Source organism: Prosthecobacter dejongeii, assembly GCF_014203045.1.
Classification (GTDB): Bacteria; Verrucomicrobiota; Verrucomicrobiia; order Verrucomicrobiales; family Verrucomicrobiaceae; genus Prosthecobacter; species Prosthecobacter dejongeii.
Window position 1 is genome coordinate 704,752 of sequence record NZ_JACHIF010000001.1, and the last position, 16,891, is coordinate 721,642.

8 protein-coding genes are annotated in these 16,891 nt (G+C 57.9%); 4 read left to right on the forward strand and 4 right to left on the reverse strand.

Annotated features, from left to right (window positions below):
- Positions 1–4: 4 nt before the first annotated feature.
- Positions 5–2,578, reverse strand: coding sequence for a protein kinase domain-containing protein (locus HNQ64_RS02605; protein WP_184205019.1), 2,574 nt, complete (start codon positions 2,576–2,578; stop codon positions 5–7).
- A 211-nt stretch (positions 2,579–2,789) separates the two neighbouring features.
- On the opposite strand from HNQ64_RS02605, the gene HNQ64_RS02610 reads away from it, so the two are divergent.
- A complete protein-coding gene (locus HNQ64_RS02610; protein ID WP_184205022.1) occupies positions 2,790–4,070 on the forward strand; it encodes an acetylxylan esterase in 1,281 nt (426 codons plus the stop codon).
- Positions 4,071–4,072: 2 nt separating this feature from the next.
- Here HNQ64_RS02610 and HNQ64_RS02615 read toward each other — a convergent pair whose 3' ends face one another.
- Entirely contained in the window at positions 4,073–5,335 is a 1,263-nt protein-coding gene (locus HNQ64_RS02615; RefSeq protein WP_184205025.1) for an NAD(P)/FAD-dependent oxidoreductase, read from the reverse strand.
- A 98-nt stretch (positions 5,336–5,433) separates the two neighbouring features.
- On the opposite strand from HNQ64_RS02615, the gene HNQ64_RS02620 reads away from it, so the two are divergent.
- On the forward strand, positions 5,434–6,840 hold the full coding sequence (locus tag HNQ64_RS02620; protein WP_184205028.1) for a sulfatase-like hydrolase/transferase: 1,407 nt from the start codon (positions 5,434–5,436) through the stop codon (positions 6,838–6,840).
- Between the two features lie 48 nt (positions 6,841–6,888).
- On the opposite strand, the gene HNQ64_RS02625 is transcribed toward HNQ64_RS02620, so the two are convergent.
- On the reverse strand, positions 6,889–7,812 hold the full coding sequence (locus tag HNQ64_RS02625) for a M28 family peptidase (protein ID WP_246430916.1): 924 nt from the start codon (positions 7,810–7,812) through the stop codon (positions 6,889–6,891).
- A gap of 131 nt (positions 7,813–7,943) precedes the next feature.
- Complete coding sequence (locus HNQ64_RS02630; protein WP_246430917.1) at positions 7,944–9,113, reverse strand: M29 family metallopeptidase; 1,170 nt, start codon at positions 9,111–9,113, stop codon at positions 7,944–7,946.
- Positions 9,114–9,241: 128 nt separating this feature from the next.
- On the opposite strand from HNQ64_RS02630, the gene HNQ64_RS02635 reads away from it, so the two are divergent.
- Together HNQ64_RS02635 and HNQ64_RS02640 are read left to right on the forward strand one after the other, a co-directional pair.
- Entirely contained in the window at positions 9,242–9,934 is a 693-nt protein-coding gene (locus HNQ64_RS02635; protein ID WP_184205036.1) for an SDR family oxidoreductase, read from the forward strand.
- Positions 9,935–10,034: 100 nt separating this feature from the next.
- Positions 10,035–16,886: a choice-of-anchor D domain-containing protein gene (locus tag HNQ64_RS02640; RefSeq protein ID WP_184205039.1), complete on the forward strand. Its 6,852-nt coding sequence runs from the start codon at positions 10,035–10,037 to the stop codon at positions 16,884–16,886.
- Positions 16,887–16,891 lie beyond the last annotated feature (5 nt).

A 16,891-nucleotide genomic window follows, 5' to 3' on the forward strand; every position in this document is an offset into this window, starting at 1 on the left:
GAAGTTATTTCAGCTTGGTGAGGCGGTCTTTGGCCCAGATGAGACCCTGCTGGATGATGTCATCCCCGGGGATGAGCGCGGCAAGTTTTTCCCATCTCTTCACCGCGAAACCGAAGGCGCTTTTCGCCTCCTCTTTCTTGCTGAGGGATTGACTGGTATGCCCCAGCACGCCGTAGAGTTGAGCCAGTTGTATCTCCTGGGACTTGCGCTGCGGCGTCAGGCGTGCATCGGGCTCTTTGGCAAGGATTGTCTCCAGAGAAGTGACGGCCTGCTGCACGATGGGCAGTGCCGCGCTGGGCTTGCCAAGGTCAGACATTAGCTCCGCGTACTCACCGCGCAGCTTAGCCTGGAGAAAGCCGAAGTTCAGATTGTCCGGTTCATCCACCAGGATCTCATTCAGCAGCTCCATGGCATCCTGCTTCTTTTTGATGGCGTCATTGTTGTTGCCATCGTCCCGCTCCAGCAGAGAGAGGCCACCATAGTTCTTGGCCAGGAGATACTTCACCTCCGCCCATTCAGGTAAAAGACGATTCAGCTCCAACAGGATGGGGATGGCCTGCTGATGGGCTTCCCGGGCTTCTTTGGCACCGATGCTTTTGCCGATCAATTCCGCAAGCTCGGTGTAGGCATCTGCCAGCATCAGCGCCTGCTCTTGATTGCGTGGGGAGGAGCCCATGACCAGCTCTCCCATTTCCGTTACCGCATCAATGAGGGTGGTCAGCGCATCCTGCACACGGCCAGCATCCCGCTGGGCCAGGCCCTTGGCAAATTTGGAACGTGAGAGGAGGAAACGTTCATCAGGAATCGGTTCCGCCCCGATGAGTTTCGGGTCCAAAACTTCGGGCACATGAGCCAAGGCCTTTTCTGCTTCATTGAGGTCCCCACTCTCCTGCATGCGCAGCCCATACTCCATCCAGGCGCGGGCACACTCATTGCGCGCGAGGCGATTTTTTGAATCTGCGGCGAGGCCTTCCGTGAGGCTTGTGGTGGCATCTCGCAGGTAGGCCAGCGAGGTCGCGCGCTCGCCTTTACGATTGGCCAGATCCGAGAGAAGCAGGCTGTATTTGCCGAACCATTGATGAAACAAGGGCAGTTGAGGATCCCCCTTCCCGTCCTTGAGCAAGAGGGCAGCTTGATCACGCGCTTTTTCCAGGTAAACCCGTGCCTGTTCATGATCCCGCATGCGCAGGTGAATTTGGCCGATGTTCCCATACGCACGCAGGCGCTCCACGCCTAAAGCGGGGTCTTTTTCCAGAGGAGGAAGCCCGGCCATGCAGAAGGCCAAAGCATCTCTCAACTGGCCTTTGGAAAACTCGGTATCCAGTTCATTGCTGGTGGGGGATTCCAGCAACTGCGTGAGGAATTGATCCACCGCTGTCTGGGAATGTTGCAGGTTGGCATCCGCCGTTTTCTTTTGAGCGATGGCTTTGTCCCGCTGGCCGGTGAGGGTGGAAATCTTGCCTTCCCTCACATCGATTTCCCGCTGTAAAACCACCTTGTTTTCAGCGACGGTGACCTCGGCATTCTGCGCGCGGCGCAGGGTCATGAAAGCGTATGTGCTGATCATCACTGCCGCAGTGACAAGGCTGAGCACGGTGACCTGAAGCATGCGCACTTTCAGCGCCTGCTTCTTACGTTCATGAATGGTCTGCTCACGAGATTCCTCCAGCAGATAGTCAGACTCCAGCACCTCAAACTCACGCACGACTTCGCGCATGTCCGTCCAGCGGGCCGCAGGATTCAGATCCAAAGCCCGCTCGATGATGTTACGGCGGCGTTCATCCCACTTGGACTGAGGAGCCTCTGGCCAGACGATCTTCGGCTGCGCGCGTACCGCAGTGATCAATGCCGCGCTATCAATCCCGTAAGCGAGCCCTGTGGCGGCTTTTTTCTGCACCGAGCTCACTTGCTCTGCCCAGGCGCGGGCACCCCGGGGCAGTTGCCCGGTCAAAAGGCGAAAGGCCAAGACGCCAAAGCTGTACACGTCCCAGCTCGCGCCGTAGCCATTGAAGACGCCTTCTGGATTTTCCGCCTGCTCTGGGCACAGATGAACAAAATGGTCCGTCAGTTCCAGGTGATGGATGCCGCCCACCCAGCCCTGCGCCATGTCGGTGAGGCGGATGCTCGCCTCTGCATCGTCTTCCAGCAGTACATTGCAGGGTCGCAGGTTTCCATGCGGGATGCCGTGCTTATGCAGCCACGCCAGGGCATCGGAGAGCTGGTAGATGCAGTTCCAGGCTTGGTCAGGGTTCGGCTGATTGCACAGGGACTCCAGCGTCGGCGTCTGCCACAGGCGGCGGCCTTGCGCGTCCTTCACCATCATGCCTACCAGGGGCATGGCGGCATAATAGGGACTGCGATCAAAATTAAAATTTTCTACGGGTAGCACCCCGCGGTGATGGGGCATCTGCTGCAATGCCCCAAGGGCCGTAGCCAGGGCCTTGCGGTTGATGGCCATGGAGGAAAAAACCTTCACCGCACAGGCCTTGCCGCCGGAGCTCGCCCGGTAAACAGCTCCGCAGCGCCCGCTGCCGATCAAGTCCTGCAATTCATGTCCAGCGATATCCGGCAAACTCATGCAAGGCGTGCGGCAGGGGTTATCATGATGATGATGGGGAAAAGCGCAGCATTCCGCGCTTAATTGGAATCCTGCAACGCCTGGGAGGCAGGGTCAAGCCAGCGCTTTGACTGTAAAACTTTGTTAAATGTTCAGCTAGAATCGGGTGGGTCCATCCGTCAGGAGGTATCCAGCGACAGATCTCCGGCTTCAGCCGCGTTGTTTTGCGCTCATGTTACGCACTTTTTTTTACCTCGCTCTAGCCTGTTCGGCCACCGCCCAGACGCCCGCTCTCGTCATTCGAGCCGTGACCGACCGTCCGCAGGCCCTGTATCAGACGGGGGAGACGGCCCAGTTTGACCTGACTGTGACTCAGGCTGGCAAGCCGCTGGCCCAGGGACAGATCCAGTGCTTCCTCTCCAAAGATGGAGTGGACCCCAAACGTGAGGAGATCCTCCAGATCCAGGACGGCAAAGCCTCACTGACTGGGACACTGGGCGAACCCGGCTTTCTGCTGCTGCGTGCGAGCATCGCAGGCCAAAAGGATTTCGCCCAGGCCAGCGCTGGATTCAGCCCGCAGGAAATCAAGCCGAGTCTGCCTGTGCCGGATGACTTCGACGCTTTTTGGTCCGCCCAAAAAGCTGCCTTGGCTCAAGTGGAGATGAAGTCCACCCTGACCCCCGTGGATAGCCCTGTGCCGAAAGTGGATGCGTTTGACGCCCAGATCACCTGCCTGGGGGCCCCAGTCTCCGGCTACTACGGAAGGCCCAAAAATGCGAAGGCGAAAAGCTACCCCGCCATCCTCTTCGTGCACGGTGCCGGGGTCGGCGGTTCCAGCCTGGGCGCTGTGGCGTGGTCGGAACGTGAAGGCGGCATGCTGTCCCTGGATATCAATGCCCATGGACTGCCGAATGGCAAACCCAAGGCTTTTTACGATGAGCAAGCCGCAGGCGCTCTGAAGGACTACCGCTTTCAGGGCCGGGATGATCGCGAAAAATGCTACTTCAAAGGCATGTTCCTCCGCGTCATCCGCGCGCTGGATTTCCTCACCGCGCAGCCGGAGTGGGATGGCAAGACGCTCATCGTCTATGGCAGCAGCCAGGGTGGTTTCCAGGCCTTTGCCGCAGCAGGGCTGGACCCACGCGTCACCTTCTTTTGCGCGGGCGTGCCGGCAGGTTGTGACCACACGGGCATCTCCGCAGGTCGCATCAATGGCTGGCCCAAACTGGTGACCGTCACCGATGGCAAGGCCATGGAGGCCGAGCTGCAAACAGCGCGCTACTTTGACAACGTCAATTTCGCCACTCGCGCCAAGTGCCAGGGAGCCGCCGTGACCGTCGGTTTCATTGACACCGTGTGCCCACCCAGCAGCGTCTATGCAGCCTACAATGCTCTCACCATGCCGAAAACCCTGCACACCATGCCACTGACAGGTCACAAAAGCAGCCCGGAAGCGAGTGCCTTCATGACGGAGGCGGCACTGGCCCATGTGCGGGCCATGCGGCAAAAGTAAGGTTATTCGTCTCGGTTCAAGATGATGCGCGCGCCGCGCTGCCAGGTGAAATAGCCCCACACCCAGTGCAGGAAAACAGCGGCGCGATTGCGCATGCCTACCAGGAACAGCAGGTGGACAAAGAGCCACATGAGCCAGGCGAAAAAGCCACTGAAATTCATGCCTTTAAACATCGCCACCGCCGCCTTGCGCCCGATGGTAGCCATGCTGCCTTTATCCCAATAGGCGTAAGGGATGCGGTCGCCTTCTTTGATGACTTTGGCGATGTGCTGCCCCATCTGGATAGCCGCTGGGCACACCCCAGGGACACGCACGCCTTTGACATCAGTGAGGGCCACCAGATCCCCCGCCGCATAGACCTGCGGGTAACCCGGCAGACTGAGATCTGGCTGCACCTGGATGCGCCCACCGCGATCCAGCGGCACGCCTGCGAGCGTTTTGGTAACCGGGCTGGCCTCCACGCCAGCGGCCCAGATGATAATGTCAGCCTCGATGCGCTGCTCACCCGCGATGACGTAGCCTTTCCCCACTTCCTTGACCGGGCAATTGAGATGCACGGTGACGCCGATCTCCTCCAGGTGCTCGCGAGTATAGTTGATTAGGCTTTCCGAAAACATCGGCAGCAACTTCGGTCCCGCCTCGATGAGGTGGACGTGCGCCTGGGTGGGATCAATGCGGCGAAAGTCCTCACGCAGCACCACTTTGGCCAGCTCCGCCAGAGACCCCGACATCTCGACACCTGTGGGCCCGCCACCCACCACGATCATGGTCAGCAGTCGCTTCGTTTCCGCCGGATCATTGGTGGCCTCAGCTTTTTCAAAAGCCAGCAACACCTTGCGACGGATGTCCATGGCATCCTCCAGGCTCTTCAGCCCCAAGGTGAAAGGCTCCCATTCATTGCGACCAAAAAATCCCGTCTTGGCACCCAGTGCAATGACGAGGTGATCATAGGCCAGCGTGTGGCCTTTCATGACCACCTTTTTATTCGGCAGATCAATCTCCGTGACCTCATCCATGAGCGTCGTCACATTTTTATGCTCGGCCAAAATGGAGCGCAGCGGCTGGGCAATCTCTGTGGTGGAAAGTCCCGCCGTGGCCACCTGATAAAGGAGGGGCTGGAAAAGGTGATGATTCCACCGGTCCACCAGAGTGACATGGTAGCGCGCATCATTCAGTTCCTTGGCACAGGTCAGCCCGGCAAAACCACCGCCGAGGATCACCACTTCTTCGGGACGCTTGGTATCAGTCGCAGGTGGGGGAGTCATGCTTTCCAGTAGATGATGTTCAAGGTTTAAACAAGCACACAGCACGCCAGACCGATGCGCTGAAATGACCAGGATTCTCGGTCGTTTGTTCTATCCACATGAAATCGAAGCTCCTGCTCTTTTGCGCCTGTCTCCTGCACACGTGCCTCAGCGCGGCGGAGAAACCCAACATCCTCTTTCTTTTTGCCGACGATCTCACCTACGATGCCATCCGCGCCTTTGAAAAAACGGACATTGAGACGCCGAATTTGGATCGCCTAGCTCAAAGCGGCAAGGTCTTCACCCACGCCTACAACATGGGCTCCTGGAGCGGTGCCGTCTGCGTGGCCAGCCGCACCATGCTCAACACGGGTAAGCATGTGTGGCGCGCGCAAAAGGTGGCTCTGCCCCAGGCACAAGCTGAGGGCAAACTGTGGCCGCAACTCATGGCGGCACGTGGTTACGAGACCCTCATGACCGGCAAATGGCACGTCGCGGTGCAGGCGGAAAAGTGCTTCACCCGCACAGGCACCGTCCGCTCTGGCATGCCCAAAGACACACCTGCCAGTTACAATCGCCCCATCGCAGGCCAGCCCGATGCCTGGAACCCGTCCGACACGGACCTCGGTGGTTATTGGCAGGGCAGTAAACACTGGAGCGAGGTCACCGCGGATGACGCCATCGGTTTTTTCCAAAGCGGAGTCGGCAAGGCCCAGCCTTTCTTCATGTACGTAGCCTTCAATGCACCGCACGATCCCCGTCAGTCCCCGGCCGAGTATGTGGCCAAATATCCGCTGGATCGCATCCAGATTCCTGCCAGCTACCAGCCCGAGTATCCTTACCAAAAGCAGATGGGCTGCGGCCCCAGCCTACGGGATGAAAAACTGGCCCCCTTCCCGCGCACGGAGTTCGCCATTAAGACCCACCGTGCCGAATACTACGCCCTCATCACCCATCTTGATGCCCAGATTGGTCGGGTGCTCACCGCCCTGGAGGCCAGCGGCCAGGCCGACAACACCTGGATCTTCTTCACGGCCGACCATGGACTCGCCGTGGGTAAGCATGGTTTGTTAGGCAAACAAAACATGTATGAGCACAGCCTGCGTGTCCCCTTCCTGGTGAAAGGGCCCAGAGTGAAACCCGGCAAGATCAGCGCCCCCATCTATCTTCAGGACGTCATGGCGACCAGCCTGGACCTCGCCGGCGGCAAGCCTGACGAGGTCGAGTTTCAGAGCCTACTGCCGCTGATCCGCGGCCAGTCCACCCAGGCCACCGCCAGCCCAGTATATGGAGCCTACCTGGAACTCCAGCGTGCTATCCTGGCCGATGGTTGGAAACTCATCGCCTATCCTGAAGCCAAAAAACTCCGCCTCTACCATGTGGCCGAAGACCCCGAAGAACTCCGCGACCTCGCCGCCCAACCCTCTCAGCAGCCCCGTCTTAAAAATTTGTTCCAGCAGCTCCTCGCCCTTCAGCAAAAGATGGATGACCCCCTGGATCTGAAGCTCTCGTTTCCGGGGATGTGAGCAGTTAGGTAAAATCTGGAATTGTCCTGACTACCTTTAGAAAATGATTCACATCGTCGTGGCGGAGCGCAGAACCACGGCGGTTAAGGCGCGGCAGACATTCGTGAGAAACTCATAGTTGAGGGTGTGGGGCAAGTCACTCTCGCCATGATAATGGGGATTGCGAAATTCAGAAGTATCCGTCCACATGACACAGGGGATACGTGACTTCCAGAAGGGTGAATGGTCGCTTCGATGCAGCACGGGAAAGAACCGCTCAAGCCCGATTAGCACCTCCAATCCGTAGGCGGGCAATTGCGGACAGTAGGTGCGAAGGCCATTGAGAGAATCTGCCATCAACGCAGCCCCTGAACGATTTGTCAGCAATCCGATGAAGTCGCCACGGTCCGGCAATTTGATTGGCAATCCTGGCGGTATTTTTTGAGACCCCGGCTCGCTGCTCGCATAACCGACCATTTCCAAAATATGGCTGGAGATGATTTCATAACCACAAGCTGGGAGAAAAGAATGGACCCAGTCTGAACTCCCCAGCAGGCCATCCTCCTCGCAGTTGAAGGCAACAAACACCACCGGGATTCTCGGCAGAAATTGAGCACAGGCCTTGGCACAGCCGAGCATGGCCGCCACAGCACTGCCATTGTCATCGGCTCCTGGCGTCATGGGCACACTGTCATAGTGAGCGCCCACCAAAACGGCTTGCTTGCCGACGCCTGGAGACGTAGCCACCACATTGCGGTAGCGGCCCTGAAACTTCACATCATATCCCCAGGACTTTAATGTCTGCGCCAACCAGTAAGCCGTTTGCTCGTTACTGTCAGGATTGACCTGGAAATGCCGAGACACTGAAATCTTCTCCACCCATTGCCGAAACTCCCACGGCTGAAGTGTCTCAAGCAAAGCCCTGATCTCTTCCGAAGCCGGATACCCCTTATAGCGGCTAGCATTGCGAATAAGCATGATGGGCCAAAGCATGCAGAAAAAGCCGTTTCTGGCGAGCATATGTTGGAGGCTTTCGCACCCAAGAAGAACTAGAACAGGATGTTCTCCAACAAAAAGCCCTGCTTCCGATCTGGAAGCAGGGCTTTAAAGTTGATTAGACCGGATTACTCAGCGGCGAGCGCATCCAGCAGGTACTTAGCGGGCTGGAAGTGCTCGATGAGGATTTCCTGCTGGCCACCGCGATTCATGCGCACCTGTTTGATGTCAAAGTTCGGCGTCTTGTGAGGCGCAAACAAAATGTCATCATGCGTGGCGTTCTGGTGGCGCTTGAACTGGGCGGGGGTGATGTGACCGCCGAGATGGTCGTCACGACCTGTGGCCAAATGGCAGGTGCCTAGAACTTTTTCGTCCTGGATGTCCGCGCCAGAGACCGGCAGCACCTGCGTGCCGAAACCGAGTTCACCGAGAACGCCCGTCATTGGATCGTCCAGCAGCTTGGCATTGTGAGCGTCAATGGTGGCCTGATCGCCGGCGATGAGCTCGCTCTTGATGATGCAGCCGCCGGTGACGGTGAGCTTGCCCAGGGTCCCGTCTTCATACTTCATGGGGAAAAAACCTTCCGCACCGGTCGGAACGAAATAGACTTCGCCAGCAGGCAAGTTGGCGACATCTGGCGCAGTGCCACGGCAGAGGCCGTGGCTCTTCTGGGCTTCCTGACCACTGAGCTCCAGCTTGGCGGTGAGCACCTCGCCGGTTTCGAGGGCGAAATCAATTTCCACCGAGTCAGCCTGAGTCATGGCGAGACGCAGTTTTTCCGCATCTCGGCTGACTTCATCGTAATCCACGGCCAGACCGGTATTCAAAATGATGTCATTGAGACCGTGCAGGGTGGCACCACGGAAACCATACTGCTTCGCAAAGGCGGTCAAAGGCGCCGTGGCGGAGAAAGTGGAGATGCAGAGAATGATGTCATAGTTCGTGTAGATGTCCTTCTCCAGGCTCAGCGGATTGCCCGCCATGTCCACGCATTCATCAGGCAGATCCAGATTGCTTCCCGTCGTCTGGGTGTAGGCGTAGATTTCGCCACCCTTCATCGCCAGTTCTTCCATGACGCCGTTTTGCAGCCCCAGGTAAAAGTGCTTATGGGCATTGCGCTGGACGGCGCGGGCGGGATTGTTCAAAAAGGCCATGTCCTTGGCCTCGGCCAGGTCAGGGAGATCAATGAGGATACAAATTTTACAGCCAAAAGTGGGCTGAAAAACGGTATGAAGAAGACGATAGAGATCGAACTTCGGGAATTTGCGGCCGTTGGCCGTCGTTTGAACGGTGGGCATGGGAGCGTTCATCATAGTGGGAGTGTGGTGTTTGGGTAAAGGCGAATACGGCTTTTTGCGAATGGCTGGGCGCGCTTTTCTTTTTCAATTTTTAAGGCATCCAATGGAGGAATACCCCAGGAATGGTCATGAATTCTCAAAAACTTGTTTTCATCACAGGCTGCAGCCGTGGGCTAGGCCGCGCCATGATCCAGGAATTCAGCGCACGCGGCTGGACCGTCGTGGGCTGTGCCCGCGATGCCGAAAAGGTGGCGCAACTGCAACAACAGTTCCCTGCCCCACACCACTTCATGGCCTGTGACGTGGCGGATGACGCCGAAGTCCGGGCCTTTTGCCAAAGCGTCTTGGACCAACAAGGCGTGCCGGATCTGGTGCTGAACAACGCCGCCATCGTCAATGCCAATGCACCGCTGTGGGAGATTTCGTCCGAGGAATTTAGCCGGGTGGTGGACATCAATGTCAAAGGCACTGCCAGCGTGATGCGCTATCTTTTGCCCGCCATGCTGAAACGAGGCAGCGGGGTGGTCGTCAATTTTTCTTCCGGTTGGGGCCGCAGCACTTCCCCCGAAGTCGCTCCGTACTGTGCGACGAAGTACGCCATCGAAGGTCTGTCCCAGGCGGTGGCTCAAGAAACAGGCGGAAAGGTGGCTGTGATTCCACTGAACCCGGGGATCATTGATACCCACATGCTGCGCAGTTGTTTTGGCGAATCCGCCGACGGCTACCCCACCCCCGAAGAATGGGCACGCACAGCAGTGCCCTTCCTCATCCAACTCGGGTCCGAGGATAATGGCAGACCCCTCACCGCTCCAGGTGGGTGATGGGAATTCCACGCCCAGCTTCTAATGGTAATACCCTGGATAAGTCTCTGCCATATTATGATTGCCTCCCCTCCTGAATTTGCCGATATAGGGGAAGCTCATGATGTCTTTGCCCCCCAGTCGCCGCTTTGTACTGCTCGGCTTCCTAGCCTTTTTAACCACGGTGCCCTTAGCCGAGGCCCAGGTGCTGGATGCGACCTTTGATCCCAATGCGAATGACACGGTGCATGTAGCAGTGCCCTTGGCGGACGGGAAAATCCTCATCGGCGGTGATTTCACTCAGGTGGGAGGGATCGCTAGAAACCGCCTCGCACGCCTGAACCCCGATGGCTCTGTGGACCTGACCTTTGACCCTGATGTCACAGGTTTTTCGGATCCTCCCATTTTTCCCACCGATTTCAGTGGGGTGAAATGCCTGATGGTGCAGGCCGATGGCAAAATCATTCTTGGGGGCGATTTCACCCACATCGGCGGCACACCCCGCAATCGAGTCGCACGGCTAAACGCCGATGGAACCCTGGACACCAGCTTTGCCACGGGTGTCAGCAGTGACATGGGCAACGGCATGATTGATCGTTCCACAGTGGATGCCCTAGCCCAACAGGAAGATGGCAAGGTGATTATAGGCGGGGATTTTCTCAATGTGGAACGTCAGACCACGCATGGGCGGCTGGCACGGCTGAAGACGAATGGCACGCTGGACACTTCTTTCAATGCAGCCAGCACGAACATCAAGAGCGTGCAAGATCTGGAATGCCTGCCTAACGGGCAAGTGGTGGTTTCCGGTCAATTTTCCAACGAATACAAGGTCATGAAACTGAACGCGGATGGCACGCGCGATCCTACCTTTGCCATCGCCAATGTGACCGGAAGAGTGCTGTGTCTCCACACACTGCCAGAGGGGAAAACCCTGCTAGGCAGCGGTTTTACTCATATCAATGGCATCGCGCGCAGCTCCCTGGCCCGCCTGAATGCGGATGGCAGCCTGGACACCCAATTTACAACTACAGGCTCCGTAGGATCTTGCCTGGCGCTGCAAGCGGGAGGCAGCATTGTCAGCTCTTTCAGCCAGCTGGCTGCGGATGGTAGCTTCACCAGCCTGTTGCCCACCCAGGCAGGCGGAATTTGCTATGGAATCAGTCTTCAAAAAAACGGCCACATCCTTCTCTGTGGTGACTTTACCACCGTGGGAGGCATTCCCCGCAGCGGCATCGCCCGCATCATCCCTGCAGAGCCACCGGCTGAAAGCCTGACGGCCAACTCCAGCACGGGCGTGATCCAGTGGCTGCGGAGCGGCAGTGCCCCGGAAGTGGAAAAAGTGACCTTCGATGTCTGGGACAATGCCACCCTCACCTGGCAGCCCTGCGGGAAAGCCAGCGCGATTTCGGGCGGCTGGCAGCTCACCGGGCTGACGCTTCCCGGCAGTTCCTGGATCCGGGCCCAGGGCCGTGTACAGGGCGGCACCCAAAGTGGCAGCTCCTGGCATGCAGAGCAAATCCACAGCTACGGCACGGCGGTGGCCGAACTGGAAGTGGAGGCGGCGGGCCAGGGTAGCCTCACAGATCACCAGGACACCCTCAGCTTTGGCACGCAGAACTGGCTGGTCCCAGGTGCTGCTAAAGAACTGACCCTGCGCAATACCGGCACGGCTGATCTAACCAACATTGCCATCACGGTTATTGGCGAGCAAGGGAGCGACTTTGGCATCAGCGGCCCGGCCGTCACCACCCTCGCCGCTGGGGCCAGCACCACCTTCACCGTCACCTTCACCCCGCAGGGGGCCTCCAGCCGAGAAGGCACCCTTCTCATTTCCAGCAACGATGCGGATGAACGTCCCTTTCGCGTGGCACTCACCGGGACGGGTGTGCATGAAGATCCCACACTGAATTTGGCCATCGAAGGATCTTATGTATATGCGGCGACACAGCACCCCGATGGCCGCATCCTGCTGGTAGGTTACTTGGATTCCATCAATCACAGCACCGCCGCGACAGACTTGGCATGGGTGAATGAGACAGGACTGGCCAGCCTCCCTTTCAGTGACTCTTTCCGTATCAACCAAACGGCGATGATGCCTGATGGCAAGCTGCTGACCACACAGTCCACCTTTGGGTACTCTAAGACGGTCAAACGCTGGACTACCAGCGGTTCTAACGATGGAACCTTCGTGGGCCGGAGCGAATTCAATGATGGCCATAGCATGATCATCTACCCCACAGGTGAAATCATTGCCTCCATCAGGCTGCGAAACTCATCCACCAATGAATCCTTTGGGAATGTGTACCGTTTTTCCGCCGATGGCAGTCAGGTGACCACCCAGAACATGGGAGTGGGCAGCTATGTGAATGCCCTAGCCCTGCAAGAAGATGGGTGTTACCTCGTGGGGGGCTACTTCATCACGCCTGATGGTAAAAAAGGTCTGGTCCGTTTCCTACCCGATCACAATCGGGACACTAGCTTCATGAGCGCAGGCAGCAGTTCTTGGTTTTCAGATCTCACGGTGAATACTCTGGCCATTCAGCCAGATGGCAAGATCCTCATCGGAGGTGACATGGAACCCGTCGGCGGCATCACACGTGAGGGAATCGCCCGTGTGCATGCCGATGGCAGCCTGGATCTGGCCTTTGCGCCGAAGGTCAATGGCCTCATCGAAAGCATGATCCTCCAAGCCGATGGGAAAATCCTCATCGCTGGACAGTTTACGGAAGTGAACGGCATCCGCCGCCGCCACATCGCTCGTCTTTTCTCGGATGGCAGTCTGGACCCGCAATTCGACCCCGATAGCGATAACTGGGTGCATGGGCTGAGCCTGCAAAAAGATGGCAGCATTTTGGCAGGCGGCATTTTCAGCCAGATCGGGAATGTCTCGCGCCAATTCCTGGCCCGACTGCCTAACAATATCCCTGTCAGTGAATCACTCACCGTCTCAGGTAACCATGAGATCCAGTGGCTGCGCGGTGGCAGCGCCGCTGAGATCAGTCATGTGAGTTTCGAGAGCTGGAATGGCAACTCCTGGTCTCCCCTGGGGAGGGCCTCACGCATGCCTGGAGGCTGGCAAATGACGGGGCTCAACCTCCCGGCAAACTCCTGGGTGCGCGCCCGGGGCCGGGCCTATGGAGGCCTGAAAAACGGCAGCTCTTACCTCGTGGAAAAGATCGTCCGTTACGGCAGCGCCCAGGCGAGTCTCGTGGTCGAGCGGCCCTCTGGAACTGCCTTGGGAAACCGCGCGCAGAAAGCCGACTTCGGGGGGGTTTTGGTGAATGCCTCCAGCAGCGTCATCACTTACAGGCTGCGAAACACTGGACCGCAGACGCTGACAGGACTCATCCTGACTAAAGACGGCCCGCAAGCGAGCAACTTCACCGCTTCCACCCTACCTTCCACCTTGGCTCCAGGGGCCAGTGCCACGCTGACGGTGACCTTTAACCCCAAGGCATTGGGGGAACGTTTTGCCGCCCTGCACATCGAATCCAACGACCTGAATAACAGTCCGTTTGATATTTTCCTCACGGGCATCGGACTGAACAACGCTCCCACGATCACAGGTCTGACGGATATCACGATCAATGAAGATGATTTAGGACTCAATATCCCCTTCACCATTGGGGATGTAGAGACTCCGCTGGCAGACCTCACCGTCTCCGTCACTTCTAGCAATACAAATCTCACCTTTGGAACGCTCTCCGTCGGGAGCGGCACGGGAAGGGAACGCACCTTCAGTATTTACCCAAGGGCGAACCGATTCGGCACCAGCACGATCACCGTGCGTGTGGGGGATGGCACCACCACCACTGCCGTGCCGATCACTCTCACCGTACGCTCCGTCAATGACCTTCCAACCGTGACGGGTCTCACCACCCAGACGATCCTTGAAGACAGTGCCACAACAGCGCTCCCCTTCACCATCGCGGATGTAGAAACACCTGCAGAGGAATTGACCCTCACGGCCACTTCCAGCAATACCAGTCTTGTCCCTGAGGCCAACATCGTCTTGGGCGGCAGTGGGGAGGACCGCACCATCACCTTGACACCCCTGCCGAATAAAAATGGCAGCTCTGTGATCACCATCCGTGTCAATGATGGCACTGCCAGTCGCAACTTTACTTTTACCCTGACGGTGACTGCCGTTAATGATGCGCCCACGATCAGTAGCATCCCCAATCAGACCACGGACGAAGACACGGCCACTGCCGCCATCCCCTTCACCATCGCTGACCTGGAAACGGCCCTCAGTGCCCTAGTGGTGACCGTTCGCTCCAGCAATAGCACACTCACGCCTAGTGCAGCTTTCACTCTCGGGGGGGCGGAGGCGAACCGCACCCTCGTCATCACTCCTGCTGCCAACCGCAATGGTAATGCCACCATTACCGTTTCAGTCTCTGACGGGGCCCTGACCGTGGAGCGCACCTTTTCCCTCACCGTGAATGCTATCAATGATGCCCCGACTATCACTGGCCTCATAGATCGGCATGTATTCGAAAACACTGCCACGGGAACGGTGAATTTTAACGTCCAGGATGCGGAATCGGTCCCCTCAGCTCTGACGGTCACGGCGGCCTCCAGCAACACAGCTCTGGTGCCGAACGAAAACATCTTGTTAGGCGGCACGAACAATATCCGCACATTGAACATTACTCCAGCACCGGGTCAGAGTGGCACCACCCTCATCACCCTGACAGCCAGCGATGGCAGCGCCCAAAGAAGTGCCAGCTTCACGCTGACGGTGGCGAATCTGCCCATCATCACGCAGCACCCCACCACGACTCAGGTGAGTGAGGGGGCTGAACTGAGACTGCGGGTGATCGCCACAGGAACAGGTACCCTAAGGTATCAGTGGCGTAAAAATGAACAACCTATCCCGCTGGCGACGGCCTCCGAATGGGTCGTTGCAGCGACCGAGATTCGGCATGAAGGCACCTACGATGTCATCGTTACGAATCCGGCAGGCTCCGTGCCCAGTCAGCCTGCGGCGGTGACGGTGCACCGCACTCCCTTCATCCAGCAGCAGCCGCTGCCCCAGATCATCCACCAAGGAAGTGCGCTGGAGCTGAGCGTCTCCGCACTGGGCCGCGCACCGCTGTTTTACCAATGGAAAAAGGGCAAAACAAATCTGCCCAATTCGAGGGCAGACCACTACCAAGTCACTGAGGCAGCCACAGCCACACATGCGGGCAGCTACTCCGTCGTGATCAGCGGCAGCAGCACCTCCAAAGAATCGGCCCCAGCCCATGTGGCTGTGGTGGCCCCGGCATTGCCCAGCCTCAGTTTGAAAAAAGGTGGCGCTGTAAAACTGGCGAGCAAGGTGACCGCCCCGAAAGTGGCTGGGGTCACCCTCAGCTACCTCTGGCGCAAAAATGGCACGCCTCTCACCAATGGGCTTCAAGAAAATGGCGCACTTATCAGCGGTGCTGCAACGGCCACTCTTTCGATCACCCAGACGAGCCTGGAGGACAGCGGTGACTATGACTGCCGGGTGACCCTGAATACCCCCGACCACTCGCCATTTCTGTTTCAATCCCCAACGCGGGTGAGCATCGTGGATGAGGTGCCAGTGATCGAAGAAGTCACCCTGCCGACCACCCTTCTCGTCAGTGAACCCGTAGAGGCGGAAGTGCGTGCCACCCAAGCCCCGAAAACTTACTCTGCCGTGGGCCTGCCAAAAGGCCTCAGCCTGAATACAAGCACAGGCCGCATCACAGGCCGCCCTCTTCAGACAAGTCGTTACGATGCTGCCACGGAGACTTACCAGCCGTTCAAGATCACCTTTTTTGCCCGCAATGATGTGGGCCTTAGCACAGCAAAGGAAATGTACCTGACGATTGAGAAAACCCCATTTGAGGGTAGCTACATCGGCCTGGTAGAACGCGAGAGCCACAGCAATGGCGACTTGGGTGGGCGACTAGACTTCACCGTGGCCCCCACCGGCGTCGCCAGCGGCAGTCTCCAAGTGGCTAACCAACGATACGCCTTTAAGATGGCCTTGGACACGCAGGTGGCAGATCCCGGCAGCTTCCAGGCAACGGTGAGCATCCCCCGCAAGAAACCTTTTCTCACCGCTCTCCGCCTAACTTTAAGTGCGAACGCATCGGTGATTACAGGTTCGCTACAAGAAATTTCTTCCAGTGAGGAAACGCCGACGGATCCTGCTGCTTTGCTCATCCACCGGGTGACGCCAGCGGCGGAAATCGCGGGGGCTATTTCGGGCGACTACACGGTGGGCTTTCCCAGCGCCACTCCATTAGCAGAGGGCTTTGCCCGAGTGAAGGTGAGTAAAACTGGAACGTCTCAGTGGACAGGTCGTGCAGGTGATGGTTCTACCTTCACCTGCGCATCCAAGCTGACGACTTCCGCGCAGACCGTGCTGTTCCATGCACTGCTGGACAAGGACCAAGGCAGCCTGCAGGGAGCGGTGAGTATTCACCCCACGACGCAGGATCTTGCGCCCCTCAATGAGGCCACGATCCCGCTGGATTGTCTGCTGTTGCCGCGCCTCGCCGGCACCCGTGATACCACCTTCCCGGGTGGCGTTCCTTTGCGAGCACTGACCCTGGTAGGGAACAAGTACTCAAAGGTCGAAAACTTCGATCCTCTTTTAGAATCTCCCGGCCTGGATCAGCCTTCGGCCGCACTTTCCTTTATGGGTGATCTCGATCTCAACCTCGCCGCATTTTCCCAAAGCTTCGCCGTGAAAGCACCTGCGAAAATCGTTATGCCAAAAGCTGGCCCTCTGAATCCCTACGGCGTCACCCTCACTCTAGCCTCCACCACAGGCCTTTATTCAGGCAAGTACAAGGACCTCACGAGTGGACGCAGTGGCAGCTTCAGCGGGGTTTTGGTGCGGCATTTGGGAACCTCGGAAAAGCGCGGTTTTGGCCAGTTCATGATCCCCCTCGGCACGGTGAAAGATCCGGTGCATGTCGGCACCGTGCAACTTCAGGATTTGCTGCCTTGAGCAGT

Coding starts and splice junctions, on each gene's coding strand:
- HNQ64_RS02620 (WP_184205028.1), top strand. CDS start 5,434: ATGAAATCGAAGCTCCTGCTCTTTTGCGCCTGTCTCCTGCACACGTGC.
- HNQ64_RS02640 (WP_184205039.1), top strand. CDS start 10,035: ATGATGTCTTTGCCCCCCAGTCGCCGCTTTGTACTGCTCGGCTTCCTA.
- HNQ64_RS02605 (WP_184205019.1), bottom strand. CDS start 2,578: ATGAGTTTGCCGGATATCGCTGGACATGAATTGCAGGACTTGATCGGC.
- HNQ64_RS02625 (WP_246430916.1), bottom strand. CDS start 7,812: ATGCTTTGGCCCATCATGCTTATTCGCAATGCTAGCCGCTATAAGGGG.
- HNQ64_RS02615 (WP_184205025.1), bottom strand. CDS start 5,335: ATGACTCCCCCACCTGCGACTGATACCAAGCGTCCCGAAGAAGTGGTG.
- HNQ64_RS02630 (WP_246430917.1), bottom strand. CDS start 9,113: ATGCCCACCGTTCAAACGACGGCCAACGGCCGCAAATTCCCGAAGTTC.
- HNQ64_RS02610 (WP_184205022.1), top strand. CDS start 2,790: ATGTTACGCACTTTTTTTTACCTCGCTCTAGCCTGTTCGGCCACCGCC.
- HNQ64_RS02635 (WP_184205036.1), top strand. CDS start 9,242: ATGAATTCTCAAAAACTTGTTTTCATCACAGGCTGCAGCCGTGGGCTA.